This window comes from Streptomyces sp. NPDC021212, from assembly GCF_044332925.1.
Taxonomy (GTDB): domain Bacteria; phylum Actinomycetota; class Actinomycetes; order Streptomycetales; family Streptomycetaceae; genus Streptomyces.
The window spans coordinates 247876-267909 of the sequence record NZ_JBIRPZ010000001.1 but is presented as its reverse complement, the minus strand read 5'-3'; the positions used below and the strand labels follow the sequence as shown (position 1 = coordinate 267909).

Sequence of the window (20034 nt, the reverse complement as noted above, 5' to 3'; positions counted from 1 at the left end):
GGTCTCCGGACGGGTCCCGGTGTCCGCCGCCGGGACCACGTACCCGACCAGGCGGGTCCCGCCGGGGCCGTCGTCGCGGGCCGCCGCGACGGCCTGGGCGACGGCCGGGTGGCCCGCCATGGCGGCCTCGACCTCGCCGAGTTCGATCCGGTGGCCCCGGACCTTGACCTGCTGGTCCGCCCGTCCGGCGAACTCCAGGTCTCCCGCCGCGTTCCAGCGGGCGAGGTCGCCGGTGCGGTACATCCGGGTGCCCGGCGCGCCGAACGGGTCGGCGGCGAACCGCTCGGCGGTCAGGCCGGGCCGCCGGAGGTAGCCACGGGCCAGGCCCGCTCCCGTCAGGTACAGCTCGCCGACCACGCCCGGCGGCACCGGGCGCAGGGCGGCGTCCAGGACGTACGCGCGTGCGCCGGGGAGCGGGGTGCCGATGGGCGGGACGCCGCCGTCGCCGGGCAGCGGGCGGCTCATCGTGGCGCAGACCGTCGACTCGGTCGGCCCGTAGGCGTTGACCATCCGTCGGCCCCGGCTCCACGCCGCGGCCGTCTCCGGCGGGCAGGCCTCGCCCGCGACCACCAGATCGGTCACCGGGGCGAGCTGGTCGGGCGTCATCACGCCCAGCGCCACCGGCGGCACGGTCAGGTGCGTCACGCCGTGCTCGGCCACCACCGCGCCGAGGTCGGGCCCGGGCAGCAGCCGCTCGGCCGGGGCCACCACCAGCGCCGCACCGGTCAGCAGCGCCATGCACAGCTCCCAGAACGCCGCGTCGAAGCTCGGCGAGGCGAACTGCAGGACCCGGCTGCCCGGTCCCGCGCCGAGGGACTTACGGTGTGCGGACACCAGGGCGGCCGCACCGGCGTGGGTGACAACCACGCCCTTGGGCAGTCCGGTCGAGCCGGAGGTGTAGAGCACATAGGCCGGGTGTGCGGGCGTCAGGGGGCGGGCCCTGTCGGTGTCACCGGGGTCGGCGGCCGGGCGGGTGGCCAGGTCCGCGCGCGGGCGGCCCTCGGCGTCGTCCAGGTCCAGCCGGGGCAGGCCGTCGGCGCCGGGCACCCGGGCGCCGTCGGTGCCTCCCGTCAGCAGCAGCGCGGGGCGGGCGTCGTCGAGCATGAACGCGATGCGCTCGGCCGGGTAGTTCAGGTCCAGCGGAAGGTAGGCCGCCCCCGCCTTGAGCGTCGCGAGGACCGCCACGATCAGGTCGGCGGAGCGCGGGAAGGCCAGGGCGACGATCCGCTCGGGCCCCGCGCCCCGGGAGATCAGCAGATGAGCCAGGCGGTTGGCCCGGGCGTTCAGCTCCCCGTACGTCAGCACCTCGTCCCCCGCGAGCACCGCCGGTGCCCCGGGGTCGCGCGCCACCTGGCGCTCGAACAGCGCCGGGAGGCAGGCCGGCGGGATCGTCCGGCCGGCCCCGCCGCCCAGCATGCGGGTGCGTTCGGCGGCGGTGAGCAGGTCGGCCCGGCCGATGGGGAGTCGCGGATCCGCGCAGACCGCTTCCAGCAGCCGGATCCACCGCGCGACCATCGCCTCGACCGTCTCCCGATCGAAGAGGTCGGTGCTGTACTCGACGGTTCCGCGCACTCCCCCGAAGGAGCCACCGGCCGCTCCCGGCGGGGCGGGGCGTTCCGTGACGCTGAAGAACAGGTCGAACCGCGAGGCGCCCGCGCCCACGGGTTCGGGCGTCACCTCGACGCCGGGCAGCGCGAGACCCGCCTCCGGAGTGTTCTGGAGGACCAGGGCCACCTGGAACAGCGGATGGCGGTTCGGGGTCCGGACCGGGTTCAGCACCTCCACCAAGTGCTCGAAGGGCACGTCCTGGTGGGAGTAGGCGGTCAGCGCCGTCTCCCGCACCTGGTCAAGCAGCGCGGCGAACGACGGATCGCCCGAGGTGTCGGTGCGCATCACCAGGGTGTTGACGAAGAGGCCGACCGCGTCGTCGAGCGCCTCGTCGCGGCGCCCGGCGACCCCGCTGCCGATCGGCAGGTCCGTACCCGCGCCGAGCCGGGTGAGCAGGGCGGCCAGGCCGGCGTGCAGCACCATGTGCAGGCTGGCCTCCCCGGCCCGGGCGAGGCCCGCCAGCCGGCCGTGCAGCGCGGGGCTCAGATCGAAGCCCAGCATCTCCCCGCGGTACGTGGAGACGGCGGGGCGGGGGCGGTCCACCGGGAGCGCGAGCTGCTCGGGCAGGCCGGCCAGGGCCTTCGTCCAGTACGCCACCTCCCGGGCGAACCGGCTGCCCGGGTCGTCCTCGTCGCCCAGCAGCACGCGCTGCCAGAGCGTGTAGTCCACGTAACCGACCGGCAGCGGCGCCCACGACGGGGCCTCGCCACGGCACCGCGCGGCATAGGCGGTGGCGAGGTCGCGGGACAGCGGGGCCATCGACCATCCGTCCCCGGCGATGTGGTGCACCACCAGCAGCAGGACGTGTTCGCGCTCCCCCAGGACGACCAGCTCGGCCCGCAGCGGCAGGTCGGCCGCGAGGTCGAACGGGTAGCGTGCCGCCTCGCGCAGGGCGTCGCGCAGCCCCGGCTCGCCGATGTGCCGGACGATCAGTTCGGGGCGGGCGGCGGCCGCGTCCAGGACGAGCTGCCGAGGCACCCCGCCGACCGCGGGAAACACGGTGCGCAGGCTCTCGTGCCGCGCCGCGACGTCCGCCAGCGCGCTCCGCAGCGCCGTCCGGTCAACCTCACCGCGCAGGCGCAGGGCGACCGGCATGTTGTACGTCGCGCCCGGCCCCTCCAGCCGGTGCAGGAACCACAGCCGCGCCTGCGCGAACGACAGCGGCACCACATCGGGCCTGGGCATCGGCCGCAGGGCCGGCCGCGCCGTGTCCTCCCGGTTCCCGGCGCCGTCCAGCCGCTCGGCGAGCCCGGCGACCGTGGGCGCCTCGAAAAGGGCCCGCACGGGCAGTTCGGCGCCGAGGGCGGAACGGATGCGGCTGATCAGCCGGGTGGCCAGCAGCGAATGCCCGCCTAGGTCGAAGAAGTTGTCGTCCACGCCGACCGACGCCACGCCCAGCACCTGCGCGAACAGATCGCACAGCATCCGCTCGCGCGCGGAGGAGGGCGGGCGCGAGCCCGCCACGGAACCGAGATACGGCGCGGGGAGCGCCGCCCGGTCGAGCTTGCCGTGGGCGGTCAGGGGAAGTGCGCCGAGGACCGTCACGGCGGCCGGCACCATGTACGCGGGCAGTTGTTCGCGCAGCGCCGTGGTCAGCGTGGCGGCCAGTCCGGCGCGCTGCCGCGAGGCCGCCGGGTCGTTCGCGAACGCCTCGGGCGGTGTGGTGGCGGCGGCCGGTACCGGGCGGTGGACACCGGCGAGCGCGGTCGCCGCCGGGCCGGAGGCTTCCGGGGTCACGAAGAGCACGTCGAGGTGGTCGGCGGTGTCGCCGGACCGGGTCACCGCGACCCGGTGGCCGGTGCGCTCGCCCAGCGTGTGGAAGGCGTCCGGGCCGAGTTCCGGCGCCGACGACCGTTCCGCCGCGCCGAGGAGGCCGAGCAGTTCGGCGGGCGGGCGGCCCTCGTCCAGGGCGCGCAGGGCGGCGGCCTCGTCCGCGATCCGCTCGTCCGGTACGCCGGTCACCCGCAGCGCCTGCCCGCGGTGCCCGGTCAGGCGCCGTTCCAGGTCGTCCGGGCCGGACACGTCGTGGCCCCACCGCAGTTCCGGGGAGGTCTCCAGTGGCCGGGGCGTGGCGGGCCGCTTGTGCAGGACGGCGTCGTACCGGTAGCGGCTCAGCTCGTTGACGTAATCGCCGCGCTTCACCTGGAGGTCGACCCCGGCGATGTCGTCCCGTCGCGCCGAGAGCGCGGTGAAGAACGCGGGGTCCAGCAGCAGTTCCTTCTCCATCAGCATGGCCTGCTCCACCGCCCGGCGCAGCACGGCGCCGTCGGCGGACGGCGTGGCGCGGCGCAGCTGCGCCGCCGTGTGCAGGCACCGCAGCAGTCGCAGATCGCGCACGTCACCGAGGAACACCGCCCCGCCGGGGGCCAGCAGACCGAGCACCGTGTCGATCACTCCGGTGAGGTAGCGGACGTCCGGGAAGTACTGGGCGACCGAGTTGATCACCACCGTGTCGAAGAAGCCGGCCGGCAGTCCGCCTGTGTCCGCGGCGGACTGGACGCGCAGTTCCACCCGCCCGGCCAGCTCTTCCCTGGCGGCCACCTGGGCCCGCAGCCCGTCGACGGCGTCCGCGGAGATGTCCGTTCCCCAGTAGGTCTCGCAGTCCGGTGCGAGGCGGGAGAGCAGCAGGCCGCTGCCCACGCCGATCTCCAGCACCCGGCGCGGCCGCAGCTCACGGATCCGCGCGACCGTGGCGTCCCGCCACCGGCGCATCTGCCCGACCGGGATCGGCCGCCCGTCGTAACTGCTGGTCCATCCGGCGAAGTCCTCGCCGAAGGGCGCCGGTTCGGCGTCGGCCCGCCCGGCGCCGTAGAGCGAGTCGTACACCTCCTGCCATTCGGCGAGCTGGGTCCGTGCCGCGTCGCCGTCGCGCCGCTCACCGGCCGCCGGGACGACGTAGGCCACCAGGTGGGTGCCGGACGCCGCGTCCTCCCGCGCGACGACCGCCGCCCGGGCCACGGCCTCGTGCCGGGACAGCACCGCCTCGATCTCCGCCGGCTCGATCCGGTGGCCCCGCACCTTGACCTGTTCGTCGGCGCGGCCCGCGAAGACCAGGTGGCCGTCCCCGGTCCACCGGGCCAGGTCCCCGGTGCGGTACATCCGCTCCCCCGGCCCGCCGAACGGGTCGGCGACGAACCGCTCCGCCGTGAGCCCCGGCCGGTTCAGATAACCGCGGGCGAGCTGCGCCCCGGCCAGGTACAGCTCCCCGGCCACACCGGGCGGCACCAGCCGCAGCCCGGCGTCGAGCACGTACGCCCGGGTGTTCGGGGCGGGCCGCCCGACCGGCACCGGGCCGTCCGGGGCGGCCGCGCCGGGCGGCACCCGGTAGGTGACGCAGCCCACCGTGGCCTCGGTCGGCCCGTACTCGTTGACCACCGTGGCCTGCGGCTGCGCGCGCCGCCAGGGCGCGAGCTGTTCGCCGGTGAGCTGCTCACCGCCGACGACCAGGTCCGCGACGGGCGTGACGGTCCCGTCCCGCCCGGACGGGGCGGCGAGCGGGACGAGGTGGCTCGGCGTCGCCTTGAGGAAGGTGTACGGTCCGGGCGCGGGCGCTCCGGGGGCCAGATCCCCGATCAGCACCCGCCCGCCGGTGGTCAGCGGCGTGAACAGCGCCGTGACGGTCAGGTCGAAGGTCACCGCCGAGTGCAGCAGCGCCGTCCCGGCCGTGCCCGGGTACGCCTCGCGGGCGAACGCCAGATAGGCCGCCACCGCCCGGTGCTCGACAGCCACGCCCTTGGGCCGGCCCGTGGAGCCCGACGTGTGGATGACGTACGCGGGATGCGCGGGGCGCAGGTCCGCCGTCCGGTCGGCGTCCGTCGGATCGCTCTGCCGGTGCTGCCCGGCGGCCCGTACCGTCTCGGGGCCGTCGACCGCGAGCCACCGCGAGCGCGGTCCTGGCAGGTCCGCGGCGAGCGCGCCCAGGGTCAGGCCGCAGGCCGCGCGGGTGTCGTCGAGCAGGAAGCGGAGCCGCTCGGCCGGGTGGTCCGGGTCCAGCGGCAGATACGCGGCGCCCGCCTTGAGCACGGCCAGCAGCGCGACGACGAGACCGGCCGAGCGCGGCAGGGCGACCGCCACCACCTGCTCCGGGCCGACGCCCCGGCCGATGAGCACATGCGCCAGCCGGTTGGCCCGCGCGTTCAGCTCGGCGTACGTCAGGTCGGTACCGCCGTCGGTCACGGCGACCGCGCCCGGTGTCCGCGCGGCCTGTTCCTCGAACGCCCCCGGCAGGGTCGTGGGCGGCAGCGGGGAAACCGCGCCGTTCCACGTCACCAGCAGGCGTTCCCGCTCGGCGGCGTCGGTGAGGCCGAAGGCACTGATCGGCCGGTCCGGCCCGGCCGCCGCGGCCTCCAGCAGCCGCACGAGGCGCGCCGCCAGGGCCTCGGCGGTGGGGTGGTCGAACAGGTCGGTGCTGTACTCCAGCACCCCGTCGAGCCGGTCCGGGTGGCCGGCCTCGGTGTACCGGTCGGTGAGGCTGAACAGCAGGTCGAACTTGGCCGCGTCGGTCTCGGCGACGTCGGGGGTCACCCGCAGGCCGGGCATGGCGAACTCGGGCTCGGCGTTGTTCTGCAGCGTCAGCATCACCTGGAACAGCGGGTGCCGGGCCGCCGACCGGACCGGGTTGAGCAGCTCGACCAGGCGCTCGAACGGGACGTCCTGGTGGGCGTAGGCGGCCAGGTCGGTTTCCCGGACCCGCTCCAGCAGACCGGCGAAGGTGGGGTCCCCCGAGGTGTCCACGCGCAGCACGAGGGTGTTGACGAAGAAGCCGACGAGGTTGTCGAGGGCTTCGTCGGTGCGCCCGGCGATGGCGCTACCGATGGGGATGTCGGTGCTCCCGCTGACCCTGCTGAGCAGGGCGGCGAGCCCGGCCTGCACCACCATGAACAGGGTCGTGCCATGCGCGCGGGCCAGTTCCGCGAGCCGCAGATGCAGACCGGCGTCGAGGGTGAACAGCACCCTTCCGCCCCGGTGGCCGGCCACCGCCGGACGGGGCCGGTCGGTGGGCAGGCCCAGTTCCTCGGGCAGCCCGTCGAGGGTGCGCGTCCAGTGGGCGATCTGGGCGGAGATCAGGCTGTCGGGATCGTCCTCGCTGCCGAGGAGGTCATGCTGCCACAGGGCGTAGTCGGCGTACTGGACGGGCAGCGGCACCCACCCCGGGGCCCGGCCCTCGCGGCGGGCCGCGTAGGCGGCGGACAGATCCCGGGCGAACGGTACGTTCGACCAGCCGTCCCCCGCGATGTGGTGCATCACCAGCAGCAGCACGTGGTCGTACGCGCCGAGGGCGAACAGCTCGGCGCGCAACGGGAGTTCGGAGCTCAGGTCGAACCGGTGGCCGGCCGCTGCGGCCAGCCTCCCGGCGAGCGCGGTCTCGTCGGCACGGTGGACCGGAAGGGCGACGGCCGCCTCCTCCGGGGCGAGCACGGCCTGGTGCGGGACCCCGGCGGCCTCGGGGTAGACCGTGCGCAGCGTCTCGTGCCGGGCGATCACGTCGTTCAGGGCGGCGTGCAGCGCGGCGATGTCGAGGTCGCCCGTCAAGCGCAGCGCGAACGGCATGTTGTACGTCGGGCCCGACGCCTCCAGCCGGTGCAGGAACCACAGCCGGGCCTGCGCGAACGACAGCGGCACGGTGTCCGGGCGGTGTGCCGTGGCGCGCAGGGCGGGCCGCCGGCCGTCTCCCCCGGCGTCGATCCGGGCGGCGAGTCCGGCCACCGTGGGCGCCTCGAACACGTCCCGCACCGTCAGCTCCGCGCCGAGCACGGCGCGGACCCGGGAGATCAGCCGGGTGGCGAGCAGCGAATGCCCGCCCAGGGCGAAGAACCCGTCATCGATCCCGGGAGGGGCACACCCCAGCACCTCGGCGAACAGCCCGCACAGCAACTCCTCGCGCGCGGTACGCGGCCCACGGCCACCGGTCGGTCCGGTGAGATCCGGGGCCGGGAGTTCACGCCGCGCCAGCTTCCCGCTCGGCGTCAGCGGCAGCGCGTCGAGCACCACGACCGCGGACGGCACCATGAACTCGGGCAGCGCGGCGGCGACGTGCTCCCGCAGCTCCTCCGGACGCGGCTCCCGGGCGCCGGGCGCGGGCACCACGTACGCCGTCAGACGCCGGTCGCCGGGCCGATCCTCGCGCACCACCGCGACCGCCTGCCCGACCGTGGTGTGCCGGGCCAGCACGGCCTCCACCTCGGCCGGCTCGATGCGGAACCCGCGCAGCTTCACCTGATCGTCCGCCCGCCCGGCGAACTCCAGGACCCCGTCCGCCCTCCAGCGGGCCAGGTCTCCGGTGCGGTACATCCGCTCCCCCGGCGGGCCGAACGGACTGGCCACGAACCGTTCGGCGGTCAGCCCGGACTGGTTCAGGTAGCCCCGGGCGAGCTGGACGCCCGCCAGATACAGCTCTCCGGTGACGCCCGGCGGCACCGGGCCGAGGTCCGCGTCCAGCACGTAGGTCCGCGTGTTCCGGACCGGTCGGCCGATCGGCACCGCGCCCGGCTCGTCGTCGCAGGCCCAGGCGGTGACGTCGACGGACGCCTCGGTCGGCCCGTACAGGTTGTGCAACGGCGCGCCCAGGAGCTCCCGCGCCCGCCCGGCCAGCTCGGCGGGGAGCGCCTCCCCGCTGCACAGGACCCTGCGCAGGCCGGTGCGGCCTGCCGCGGCGGGTGCGTCGAGTTCATCGAGGAAAGCCCGCAGCATCGACGGGACGAAGTGCACGGTCGTCACGGCGTGTTCGCGGATCACCGACGCCAGGTACGCGGGGTCCTTGTGGCCCTCGGGGCGGGCGACGACCAGCCGGGCGCCGGTGATCAGCGGCCAGAAGAACTCCCAGACCGAGACGTCGAACCCGGACGGCGTCTTCTGCAGAACGGCGTCGGAGGGCTCCAGCCGGTACGTGTCCTGCATCCACAGGAGCCGGTTGACGATGCCCGCGTGCGGCACGGCCACGCCCTTGGGGCGGCCGGTGGAGCCGGAGGTGTAGATCACGTACGCCGGGTGCGCGGGCGCCGGCGCGACGCCCGGATCGGTGTCCGGCCGGTCCTCGTGGTCCCGGATGTGCGCCGGGTCGTCCAGGACGAGGACCGGGCGGGCGTCGTCGAGCATGAGGCGGACCCGTTCGGCCGGGAGACCGGGGTCGACGGGGAGGTAGGCGGCACCGGACTTGAGGACGGCGAGCAGCGCGACGACGAGTTCGGCCGAGCGGGGCAGGGCGACCGCCACCACCCGCTCGGGTCCGGCGCCCCGCGCGATGAGGCCGTGGGCGAGCCGGTTCGCCCACGCGTCCAGCTCCCGGTACGACAGGGTGGTGCCATCGGCGATCACGGCGACGGCATCCGGTGTGCGGGCGGCCTGTGCCGCGAGGAGTTCGGGCAGGGTGGTGGACGGGACCGGGTGCCCGGTGTCGTTCCACACCGTCACGACCCGCTCGCGCTCGGCCTCGTCGAGGACCGGAAGGTCGGCCAGGGTCCGCGCCGGGTCGGCGGCCACCGCCTCCAGCAGCGTGACGAAGCGGTCGGCGATGCCCTGGGCCGTGTCCGCGTCGAACAGGTCGCTCGCGTAGTCCAGGACGCCGCTGATCCCGGCCGGCCCGCCGTCCGGGCCGGTCTCCTCGGTCACCGTGAACGCGAGGTCGAACTTCACCGCCGTGGTCGGCACCGGCAGCGGGTCCGCCTCCAGTCCGGGCAGCAGGCCGAGCGGGACGGCGTCGGTGTTCTGGAGCGCCAGCATCACCTGGAACAGCGGGTGGCGGGCGAGCGAACGGGTCGGCTCGACCACGTCGACCAGGTGCTCGAACGGGACGTCCTGGTGGGCGTAGGCGGCCAGGCCGGTCTCGCGGGCGCGTGCCACCAGTTCGGTGAAGGCGGGGTTGCCCGAGGTGCTGGTGCGCAGGACGAGGGTGTTGACGAAGCAGCCGACGGCGTCGTCCAGCGCGTCGTCGGTGCGGCCCGCGACCGGGGTGCCGAGCGGGATGTCGGTACCCGCCCCCAGCCTGCTGAGCAGGGCGGCGAGCGCGGCCTGCACCACCATGAACAGGCTCGCGTCGCCCTCCCGGGCGAGGTCGCGGAGCCGGGTGTGGGTCGCCGCGCCCACGGTGAACGGCACCCGGCCGCCCCGGTGGGAGGCGACGGCGGGGCGCGGCCGGTCGGTGGGGAGGGTGAGCTGTTCCGGCAGGTCGGCCAGGGCCCGCGCCCAGTACGCCACCTGGCGGGAGAGCAGGCTGTCCGGGTCGTCCTCGCTGCCGAGGAGGTCATGCTGCCACAGGGTGTAGTCGGCGTACTGGACGGGCAGCGGCACCCACCCCGGGGCCCGGCCCTCGCGGCGCGCCGCGTAGGCGGCGGACAGGTCCCGGGCGAACGGCACGTTCGACCAACCGTCACCCGCGATGTGGTGCATCACCAGCAACAGCACATGGTCGTCCGGACCCAGAGCGAACAGCTCGGCGCGCAGCGGCAGTTCGGCGGCCAGGTCGAAGCGGTGGCCGGCCGCGGCGGCGAGCGCGCCTTCGAGCCCGCTCTCGTTCACCTCGCGGACCGGCAGGGCGGGGGCGGCCCGCTCGGGGGCGAGCACGAGCTGCCGGGGGGTGCCGCCGGTATCGGGGTAGACCGTGCGCAGGATCTCGTGCCGCGCGGTCACATCGGCGAGGGCGGCGGTGAGCGCGGCACGGTCCAGGGCGCCGCGCAGCCGCAGCGCGAGCGGCATGGTGTACGCGGCGCCGGCGCCGTCGAGCTGGTGCAGGAACCACAGCCTGGCCTGCGCGTACGACAGCGGCAGCGGGTCCGGGCGGTGCGCGGCCGGGAGCAGCGCGGGCCGAACCCGGCCGTCCGTGTCCTCGATCCGGCCGGCCAGGCCCGCCACCGTGGGCGCCTCGAACACGTCCCGCACCGCCAGTTCCACGCCGAGCACGGCGCGGACCCGGGAGATCAGCCGGGTGGCGAGCAGCGAATGCCCGCCCAGGGCGAAGAACCCGTCGTCGATCCCGGGACGGGCACACCCCAGCACCTCGGCGAACAGCCCGCACAGGATCTCCTCGCGCGGAGTGCGCGGGCCACGGCCCCCGGCCGACGTGGCGGGATCCGGGGCCGGAAGGTCCCGCCTCGCCACCTTCCCGCTCGGCGTCAGCGGCAGCGCGCCGAGCACCACGACCGCGGACGGCACCATGAACTCCGGCAGGGTGCGGGCGGAGTGCGCGCGCAAGGCGGCCGGGTCCGGGGCCGCTCCGGGCGCGGCGACCACGTAGGCGACCAGCCGCCGGTCGCCGGGGCAGTCCTCCCGTACGACGGCCACGGCGTGGGTCACCTCCCGGTGGCGCGACAGGACGGCCTCGACCTCGCCGAGTTCGATGCGGAAGCCGCGGATCTTCACCTGGTCGTCGGCCCGTCCGGCGAATTCCAGTGCCCCGTCGGCGGTCCAGCGGCCCAGGTCGCCGGTGCGGTACATGCGTGTCCCGGGCGCGCCGTACGGGTCGGCCGTGAACCGCTCGGCGGTCAGGCCGGGGCGGCCGAGGTAGCCGCGGGCGAGCTGGGCGCCCGTCAGGTACAGCTCGCCCACCACGCCGGGCGGCACGGGGCGCAGCCCGGCGTCGAGGACGTACGCCGCCATGCCGGGGATCGGTCGGCCGATCCGGGGCAGTTCGGCGCTCGCGACGGTGGCGCCGACCGCGTCGACGGTGCATTCGCTGGGCGCGTAGTAGTTGTGCACCTCGGTGGCGGGCAGACCGCGCAGTTGCCGCCACAGGACCGGGCCGGTGGGTTCGGAGCCGAGCACGATCGCGGCGGGCTGGTGTCCGTTGCCGCCGAGGAGGCCGAGCGAGAGGAGTTCGCGCGTGAAGGTCGGGGAGATGGCCAGGTAGCCGATCCGGTGCCGTCGTACGTAGGCGCCCAGCGCGGCGGGGTCGCGGCGGGTGTCCTCGTCGATCACGTGGAGTTCGTGGCCGGCGAGGAGGCCGAGCAGTTGCCCGACGCTGAGGTCGAACGACAGCGACGCGGTGTGGGCCACTCGCAACCGGCCGCCGGATGCCCGCGCCGCCGGGGCGAAGACGCGTGTCCGGTGGGAAGCGAAGAGGTTGGCGATGCCGCCGTGCCGGATGACCACACCCTTGGGCACACCGGTCGACCCGGAGGTGTAGACGACGAAGGCGGCGTGGTCGGGGTGGACGGCGCGGGGCGGCAGGATTTCGCCCGTCGGCTCCGGAGCCGACGGGATGTCGTCCAGCGAAATGAGATCCGCGCTGTGGGCGCCCAGCCGTGCGGTGGCCGCCTCCTCGGCCACCAGGACGCGCACCCCGGAGTCGGCCAGCATGAACGCCAGACGTTCCTCGGGGTAGGCCGGGTCCAGCGGTACGCACGCCCCGCCCGCCTTCCAGATGCCCAGGACCGCCGGCACCATCGCGGACGAACGGGTCACGCACAGCCCGACCAGGGTGTCCGGGCCGACACCGCGCTCGGCCAGCCGTCGGGCCAGCCGGTCGGCCCGCGCGCGCAGCCGGGCGTACGTCAGCGTCTCGCCGCCGGCGACCACCGCTGTCGCGTCCGGGGTCAGCGCCGCCTGCCTCTCGAACAGTTCGGGCGCGGTGAGGTCGGGGGCGGCGGCGGGGGTGCCCGCCCAGCCGGTGAGGATGCGCCGCCGCTCGGCGGGGGCCAGGATCTCCAGGCTTCCGATGCGCGCGTCCGGGTAGGCGGCCGCGGCGCGCAGCAGCCGTAGGTAGCGGGCCAGGAGCCGCTCGGCGGTGGCGTGGTCGTACAGGTCGGCGCTGTACTCCAGGACGCCGCCGAGCCCTTCGGGCTCACCGGCCGGACCGCGCGCCTCGGTGAGGCCGAAGGAGAGGTCGAACTTGGCCGCGCCCACCTCGGCCATGTCCGGGCTCACCCGCAGCCCGGGCAGCTCCAGCCGGGGTTCGGCGTTGTTGTGCAGGGTCAGCATGGTCTGGAACAGCGGGTGCCGGGCCGCCGACCGGGCCGGGTTGACGACCTCCACCAGGTGCTCGAACGGCACGTCCTGGTGGGCGTAGGCGGCGAGCGCGGTCTCCCGCACCCGGGCCAGCAGGTCGGTGAACCCGGGGTCGCCGGAGGTGTCCAGGCGCAGCACGAGGGTGTTGAGGAAGAAGCCCACGAGGCCGTCGAGGGCGTCGTCGGTGCGTCCGGCGATCGCGCTGCCCAGCGGGATGTCGGTGCCCGCGCCGAGGCGGGTGAACAGCGCCGCGAGACCGGCCTGCAACACCATGAACAGGCTCGCGCCCGACGCGCGGGCCAGCGTGTCCAGCCGGGCGTGGAGGTCCGCGTCGATGCGGATCGGTACGCTCCCGCCGGTGTATCCGGCGACCGCGGGGCGGGCCCGGTCGGTGGGCAGGGTCAGCTCCTCCGGCAACCCGTCGAGGGTGCGCTTCCAGTAGGCGATCTGACCGGAGAGGACGCTGTCGGGGTCGTCCTCACCGCCCAGCAGCTCCCGCTGCCACAGCGTGTAGTCCGCGTACTGGACGGGGAGCGGGTCCCAGCGCGGCGGCTCGCCGTGCAGCCGGGCCGCGTAGGCGGTGGACAGGTCGCGGGCCAGCGGGCCGTTGGACCAGCCGTCACCGGCGATGTGGTGGATGACCACCACCAGCACATGGGTGTCCGGGGCGAGCGCGAGGAGTTCGGCGCGCAGCGGTGTCCGGTGGGTGAGCCGGAACCGGTGGGCCGCCGCGGCGGCGACGGCCTCGGCGAGGCGGGCCCGCCCCGGCTCCCCGGTGTCGTCGATCCGGCGCACCGGCAGCTCGACCGCGGCGGCGGCCGAACCGGCGTCCAGCACGACCTGGTGCGGTACGCCTCCGGTGTCGGGGAAGACGGTGCGCAGGCTCTCGTGGCGGGCCACTACGTCGCCGAGGGCGGCGGTGAGGGCGGCGTGGTCGAGGTCGCCTTCGAGACGTACGACGAACGGCAGGTTGTAGTTGGGGGCGGCGCCCTCCAGCTGGTGCAGGAACCACAGCCGGCGCTGGGCATAGGACAGCGGGATCGCCTCGGGGCGGTGCGCGCGGGGGCGCACCGGGGGGCGTCTGCGGCCGTGGGCTCCGGTCAGCCGGGCGGCGAGACCGGCCACGGTCGGGGTCTCGAACACGGCGCGGATGGGGAGTTCCGCCCCGAGGACGGTGCGGACGCGGCTGACCAGGCGGGTGGCGAGGAGGGAGTGGCCGCCGAGGATGAAGAACCCGTCGTCGATCCCGACCCGGTCCACGCCGAGGACCTCGGCGAACAGCCCGCACAGGATCTCCTCCTCGGGGCCGCGCGGCGGGCGGCTCGCGCCGGTCCTGGCCCGGGCGGGCGCGGGGAGGGCACGCCGGTCCACCTTGCCGTTGGCGGTCAGCGGGAGCGCGTCGAGCGTGGTGACCAGCGCCGGGACCATGGCCTCCGGCAGCCGCCGCGCCAGGTGCGCGCGTAAGCCCTCGGGGTCCGGCTCCGCGTCGCCGGCCGGGACGACGTAGGCCACGAGCCGCTGGTCGCCCGGCCGGTCCTCGCGGACCGCCACCGCCGCCTGGACGACGGCGGGGTGGGTGGTCAGCGCGGCCTCGACCTCGCCGGGTTCGATCCGGTGGCCCCGGACCTTGACCTGGTCGTCGGCGCGGCCGGCGAACATCAGCGTCCCGTCCGTGGCCCACCGGGCCAGGTCCCCGGTCCGGTACATCCGCTCCCCGGGCGCGCCGAAGGGTCCCGCCACGAACCGTTCGGCGGTCGGCCCCGGCCGGTTCAGGTAGCCGCGCGCGAGCTGGGCGCCGGCGATGTACAGCTCGCCGGTGACACCGGGCGGCACCGGCCGCAGCCGGTCGTCGAGCACGTAGGCCCGCATGCCCGTCATGGGGCGGCCGATCGGGAGGGTGGCGGTGTCCGTGGTCTCGCCCGGGGCGAGGGGGAAGTCCAGGCATCCGACGGTGGTCTCGGTGGGGCCGTAGTGGTTGACGACGGACACCTGCGGGTGGCGGGCGCGCCAGGCGGCGAGCGGCCCGGCGGGCAGCGCCTCGCCGCCCAGCATCAGCTGCTGCACCGGGGCGAACGCCTCGGGCAGCGCGGCCAGGAGCGCCAGATGGCTCGGGGTGGCCTTCATGAACGTGGCCGGGGTGCGGGCCAGCCGCGCCGTCAGCCAGGGGTCGTCGTCCAGCGCGGCCACGACCGCGCATCCGCCCGAGGTCAGCGCGCCGTACAGGCCCGTGACGGCCAGGTCGTAGGCGAGCGCGGTGGGGACCAGGACCGTCCCGTCCAGGCCGGTGTAGACGCGCCGGGCGCGGGCCACGTAGTCCGCCAGGCCGCGGTGGCCGACCACCACGCCCTTGGGGGCGCCCGTGGAGCCGGAGGTGTAGATGACGTAGGCGGGGTGGCCGGGCAGCAGCGGAGCGGTCCGGTCGGTGTCGCGGGGGCACGTGGCGGGCTGCCGCTCCAGCGCCCGTACGGTCTCGGGGTCGTCGAGCAACAGGGGCCCGGGGCCCGCGGGCAGGTCGGCGGCCGCCTGCCGGTTCGTCACCAGCAGGACGGGGGCGGCGTCGCCGAGCAGGGCGGAGACGCGCTCACGGGGCTGGGCGGGGTCGATCGGCAGATAGGCGGCGCCGGACTTGAGCACGGCGAGGAGGGTGACGACGAGTTCGGCGGAGCCGGGCAGCGCGACGGCGACCACCCGCTCCGGACCGGCCCCGAGGGAGATCAGCAGCCGGGCCAGGCGGTTCGCCCGGGCGTCGGCCTCGGCGTACGACCACTCGGCGTCCGGCGCGGCCACCGCGGGGGCGTGCGGGGTGGCGGCGGCCTGCCGCTCGAACAGCTCCGGCAGCAGGGCGGCGGGCTGCCGGTCGGGTGCGCGGGTGTCGTTCCACTCGGTCAGCAGGCGGTGGCGCTCGGCCGCGCTCAGCATCTCCAGGCGGGACAGGGGCCGGTCCGGGTCGGTGGCGGCCGCCTCCAGGAGCCGTACCCAGCGGTCCGCCAGGGCCCGGGCGGTGGCGCGGTCGAAGAGGTCGGCGCTGTACGAGGCGTAGCCCTCGATACCGGCCGGGGCGCCGTCGTCCATGGTGGCCCCGGTCAGGTTGAGCGCCAGGTCGAACTTGGCGGTGTCCGACTCCACCCGCTCGGCGACGGCGCGCAGACCGGGCAGGGCGACGGCCGGTCGCAGCCCGCTGTTGAACGTCAGCAGCACCTGGAACAGCGGGTGGCGGCTCAGCGACCGGGCGGGGTTGAGAACGTCGACCAGGCGCTCGAAGGGCACATCCTGGTGGGCGTGGGCGGCCAGGTCCGTCTCGCGTACGCGGGCGAGGAGTTCGCCGAACGCCGGGTCGCCGGAGGTGTCGGTGCGCAGCACCAGGGTGTTGACGAAGAAGCCGACCAGGCCGTCCAGGGCTTCGTCCGTGCGGCCCGCGACGGGCGTGCCCACCGGGATGTCCGTGCCCGCGCCGTGCCGCGTGAGCAGCGCGGCGAGACCGGCCCGCAGCACCATGAACAGCGTCACCCCGTGGCGTTCGGCCAGGGCCGCGAGCCGCCGGTGCGTGGCGGCGTCCAGGCGCACCGGCACCGTGCCGCCCCGGTGGCCGGGCACGGCGGGACGGGGGCGGTCGGTGGGGAGGTCGAGTTCGGCGGGGAGCCCGGCCAGCGCGCGGGCCCAGTAGGCGACCTGGCGCGCGACGACGCTGTTCTCGTCGGCCTCGTCGCCCAGCAGTTCCCGCTGCCACAGCGCGTAGTCGGCGTACGCCACCGGCAGCGGGTCCCAGCGCGGCGGCTCGCCGCGCAGCCGGGCCGCGTAGGCCGTGGACAGGTCGCGGGCCAGGGGGACCATGGACCAGGCGTCCCCGGCGATGTGGTGCACCACGACCGACAGCACGTGCCGGTCCGGGTCGAGGGTGAACAGCTCGGCGCGCAGCGGGGTTTCGCGGGTCAGGTCGAAGGCGGTGGCGGCGCTCGCGGCCAGGGCCCGGTCCAGTTCGGCCGGGCCGACGTGGCGTGCGGGCAGCGCGACGGCGGCGTCGGCGGGGTCGAGCACGGTCTGCCGGGGCGCGCCGTCGGACTCGGGGAAGACCGTGCGCAGGGGCTCGTGGCGGCACACCACGTCGGTGAGCGCGGCGCGCAGGGCGGCCGGGTCGAGCGTGCCGTCCAGCCGCAGCACGAACGGCATGTTGTAGTCGGCCCCGGCCTCGGGCCCCTCCAGCCGGTTGAGGAACCACAGCCGGCGCTGGGCGGAGGAGAGGGGGACCACCTCGGGGCGTGCCATGGGCCGCAGCGGCGGCCGGGTGGGGCCGTCCGCCGCGCCGAGCGCCGCGGCGAGGCCCGCCACGGTCGGAGCCTCGAACAGGGTGCGCAGCGGGAGTTCGGTGCCCAGCGCGGCCCGTATCCGGCTCAGCAGCCGGGTCGCCAGCAGGGAGTCCCCGCCGAGGTCGAAGAAGCCGTCGTCGATCCCGACCCGGTCCACGCCGAGGACGTCGGCGAACAGCCCGCACAGCAGCCGCTCGGTCGCGTCGCGCGCCTCGCGCCGGGCCCCCTCGGGGGTGAACTCCGGGGCCGGGAGGGCGGCCCGGTCGAGTTTGCCGTTGACCGTCAGCGGCAGCCGGTCCAGCACGACGACGGCTGCCGGGACCATGTGAGCGGGCAGGATCCGCGCCGCGTACGCCCGCAGCTCGGCCGCCTCGGGGCGGGTGCCGGGTGCGGGGACCGCGTAGGCCACCAGCCGCTGGTCGCCGGGCCGGTCCTCGCGCAGGAACACCACGGCCCGGTCGACCGCCTCGTGGCGGGCGAGCGCGGCCTCGATCTCCCCGGGCTCGATCCGGAACCCGCGGAGCTTCACCTGGTCGTCGGCGCGGCCGGCGTAGTCCAGCCGGCCGTCCTCGTGGAGCCGGGCCCGGTCCCCGGTGCGGTACATCCGCGTCCCCGGCGGGCCGAACGGGTCGGCCACGAAGCGTTCCGCGCTCAGCCCCGGGCGTCGCAGGTAGCCGCGCGCGAGACCGGGCCCCGCCACGTACAGCTCGCCGGTGACGCCGGGGGGAAGGGGCTGGAGGGCGCCGTCGAGCACGTAGGCGCGCAGGTCGGGGATCGGCTCGCCGATGACGCCGCGGGGCGACTCGGCCATGGCGTCGGCCTCGCCGAGCGGCGCCGCGGTGGCGTGCACCGTGGTCTCGGTGATGCCGTACATGTTCACCAGCCGTGGGGCGTCGGCCGGGTGGCGCGCGTACCAGTCCCGCAGCCTGCCGGGGTCCAGCGCCTCGCCGCCGAAGACGACGGTGCGCAGGGCGAGTTCCGCCGGGCGTTCCGCCTCCTGGTCGGCGCGGACCAGTTGGTGGAAGGCGGAGGGGGTCTGGTTGAGCACGGTGATCCGCTCGCGTACGAGCAGGTCCAGGAACTCCCCCGGGGCGCGGCTGACGTCATGCGGTACGACGACCAGCCGGCCGCCGGACAGCAGCGGGCCCCACATCTCCCAGACGGAGAAGTCGAAGGCGAAGGAGTGGAACAGCGTCCACACGTCGTCCGCGCCGAAGCCGAACCACGCCTCGGTGGCGGTGAACAGCCGCACCACATTGCGGTGCGGGACGACCACGCCCTTGGGCGTGCCGGTCGATCCGGAGGTGTAGATCACGTACGCCGGGTGTGCCGGGTCCAGCCGACCGGTCCGGTCGGCGTCGGTCAGGTCGCCGCCGGGCTCGGCGGCCAGGGCACGGGCGGTGGTGTCCTGGTCGAGCGGCAGCGTCGCGTCCGTGCCGAGCGTCGGCAGCGCGACCGGATCGCCCGTGGTGACCAGGCACACCGGATCGGCATCGGCCAGCATGAGCGCGATCCGCTCGGGCGGATAGCCGGGGTCGACCGGCAGGTACGCCGCGCCCGCCTTGACCACCGCGAGGAGGGCCACCACGAGGTCGGCGGAGCGTGCCGCCGCCACGGCCACCACCCGTTCCGGGCCGGCTCCCCGCTTCACCAGCAGCCGGGCCAGCCGGTTGGCCCGGTCGTTCAGGTGTGCGTAGGTCAGCGTGGTGTCCCCGGCGGTGACCGCGACGGCGTCCGGGGTACGGGCGGCCTGTTCCTCGAACAGCCGCGCCAGTGTGTGCGGCGGCGGTGTGTGCGAGGGGGCGTCACGGTGGGGTGCGGGCGCGGAGGCGAGGGCAGGGGCGGGTGGCACCGCGCGTGCGCGCTCATCGGGCGGCAGGAAGTCGAGGCGGCCGATCGGCGCTTCCTCGCCGGCCGTCGCGAAACTCTCCAGCAGACGCAGGATGCGCCGCTGGTGGGCGGCGCCCTCGGCGGCGTCGTACACCGCGGGGTTGGTGTCCAGGTGGAGGCGCGGTGTGCCGTCGCCGGCGCGGTCGTCGACGCACAGGGAGAGGTCGTGGACCGGACCGATCGACAGGTTGCGGGGGACGGCCCTCGCCTCACCGAACGCCAGGTCGTAGGCGAAGGGCATCACGTTGACCGTCGGGCCGAAGAGACGCCGGCCACCGCCCAGCGCTCCCAGCTCCCGGCTCAGATCCTCGTACCGGTAGCGCTGGTGCCCGAGCAACTGCCGTGCCTCGCCGGTGACGTACCGCAGCAGTTCCCGACCGGTCATCGCGGGCCGGATGTCCAGCAGGAGCGGCAGTTCGTTGGACATCGGCCCGCGGACGGTCCGACCCGCGCCGGTCCGCCCGGTCACCGGGACACCGAGAGCCACGTCCCGGGCGCCGGTCATCCGGCTGAGGTACACGGCCGTGGCCGCGATCAGTACGGTGGGGAAGCCGACCCGTAATCGGCGTGCGAGCGCCCGCAGTTCGGCCGTGGTCGCGGCCGGTATTCGGGCGGTGTGCCGGTGGAAGCTCCGCGAGACCGCGCCGGCCTTGCCCGCGAGGCTCACCGGCTCGGGACGGTCCGTCAACCGGCCCAGCCAGTGGTCCCTGTCCCGGGTGAAACCCTCCGATGCGCGGTACCCGGCGTCCTCGGCCAGCAGCAGGTCCAGCGAACCGCCGCCGTCCTCGCGCACCGGCTCGCCGCGCACCAGGGCCGTGTAGACCTCCGCCACGCGGTGCGCGAACAGCGCGCACATGTATCCGTCGGTGACCAGATGGTGCCCGCGCAGGTAGAGGAAGTGGCGGTCCGCGCCCGCTCTCAGGAGCGCGAGGTCGAAGGTCCGGCCGGACTCCAGGCTGACCGGTCGCGCCATTTCGGCCCGCATCCACGCCTCGGCCGCGGCGCGCGGATCCGGCTCCCCGGAAACGTCGAGCACCGGGAACGGCCGGCCGGGCACCGGGGCGTACACCTGCCGGGGTCCGTGGTCGTCCTCGGTGAAGCCGACGTTGAGCGTGTCGGTCTCCGCCACCACCCGGCGCAGCGCGTCCTCCAGCGGCACCGCGTCGAGCGGACCCGTTATCTCCAGGTACTCGGCGGTGTTGTAGCCCGGGCTCTCCGGATCGAGCCGCTGCGCGAACCAAATGCCCCGCTGCGCCGTCGAAAGGGGCCAGCTGCGGCGCGGATCACCGGACAC

General features: G+C 75.6%; 1 protein-coding gene (only partly in view). It reads right to left on the bottom strand.

The features are described 5' to 3' along the window. Positions 1-20034, bottom strand: partial view of a non-ribosomal peptide synthase/polyketide synthase gene (locus ACH4SI_RS01160; RefSeq protein ID WP_398291197.1) — the 5' portion only. 3060 nt of this gene lie to the left of the window's left edge; 20034 of the gene's 23094 nt are visible here — the first part of the coding sequence; its start codon is at positions 20032-20034; its stop codon lies beyond the left edge, outside the window.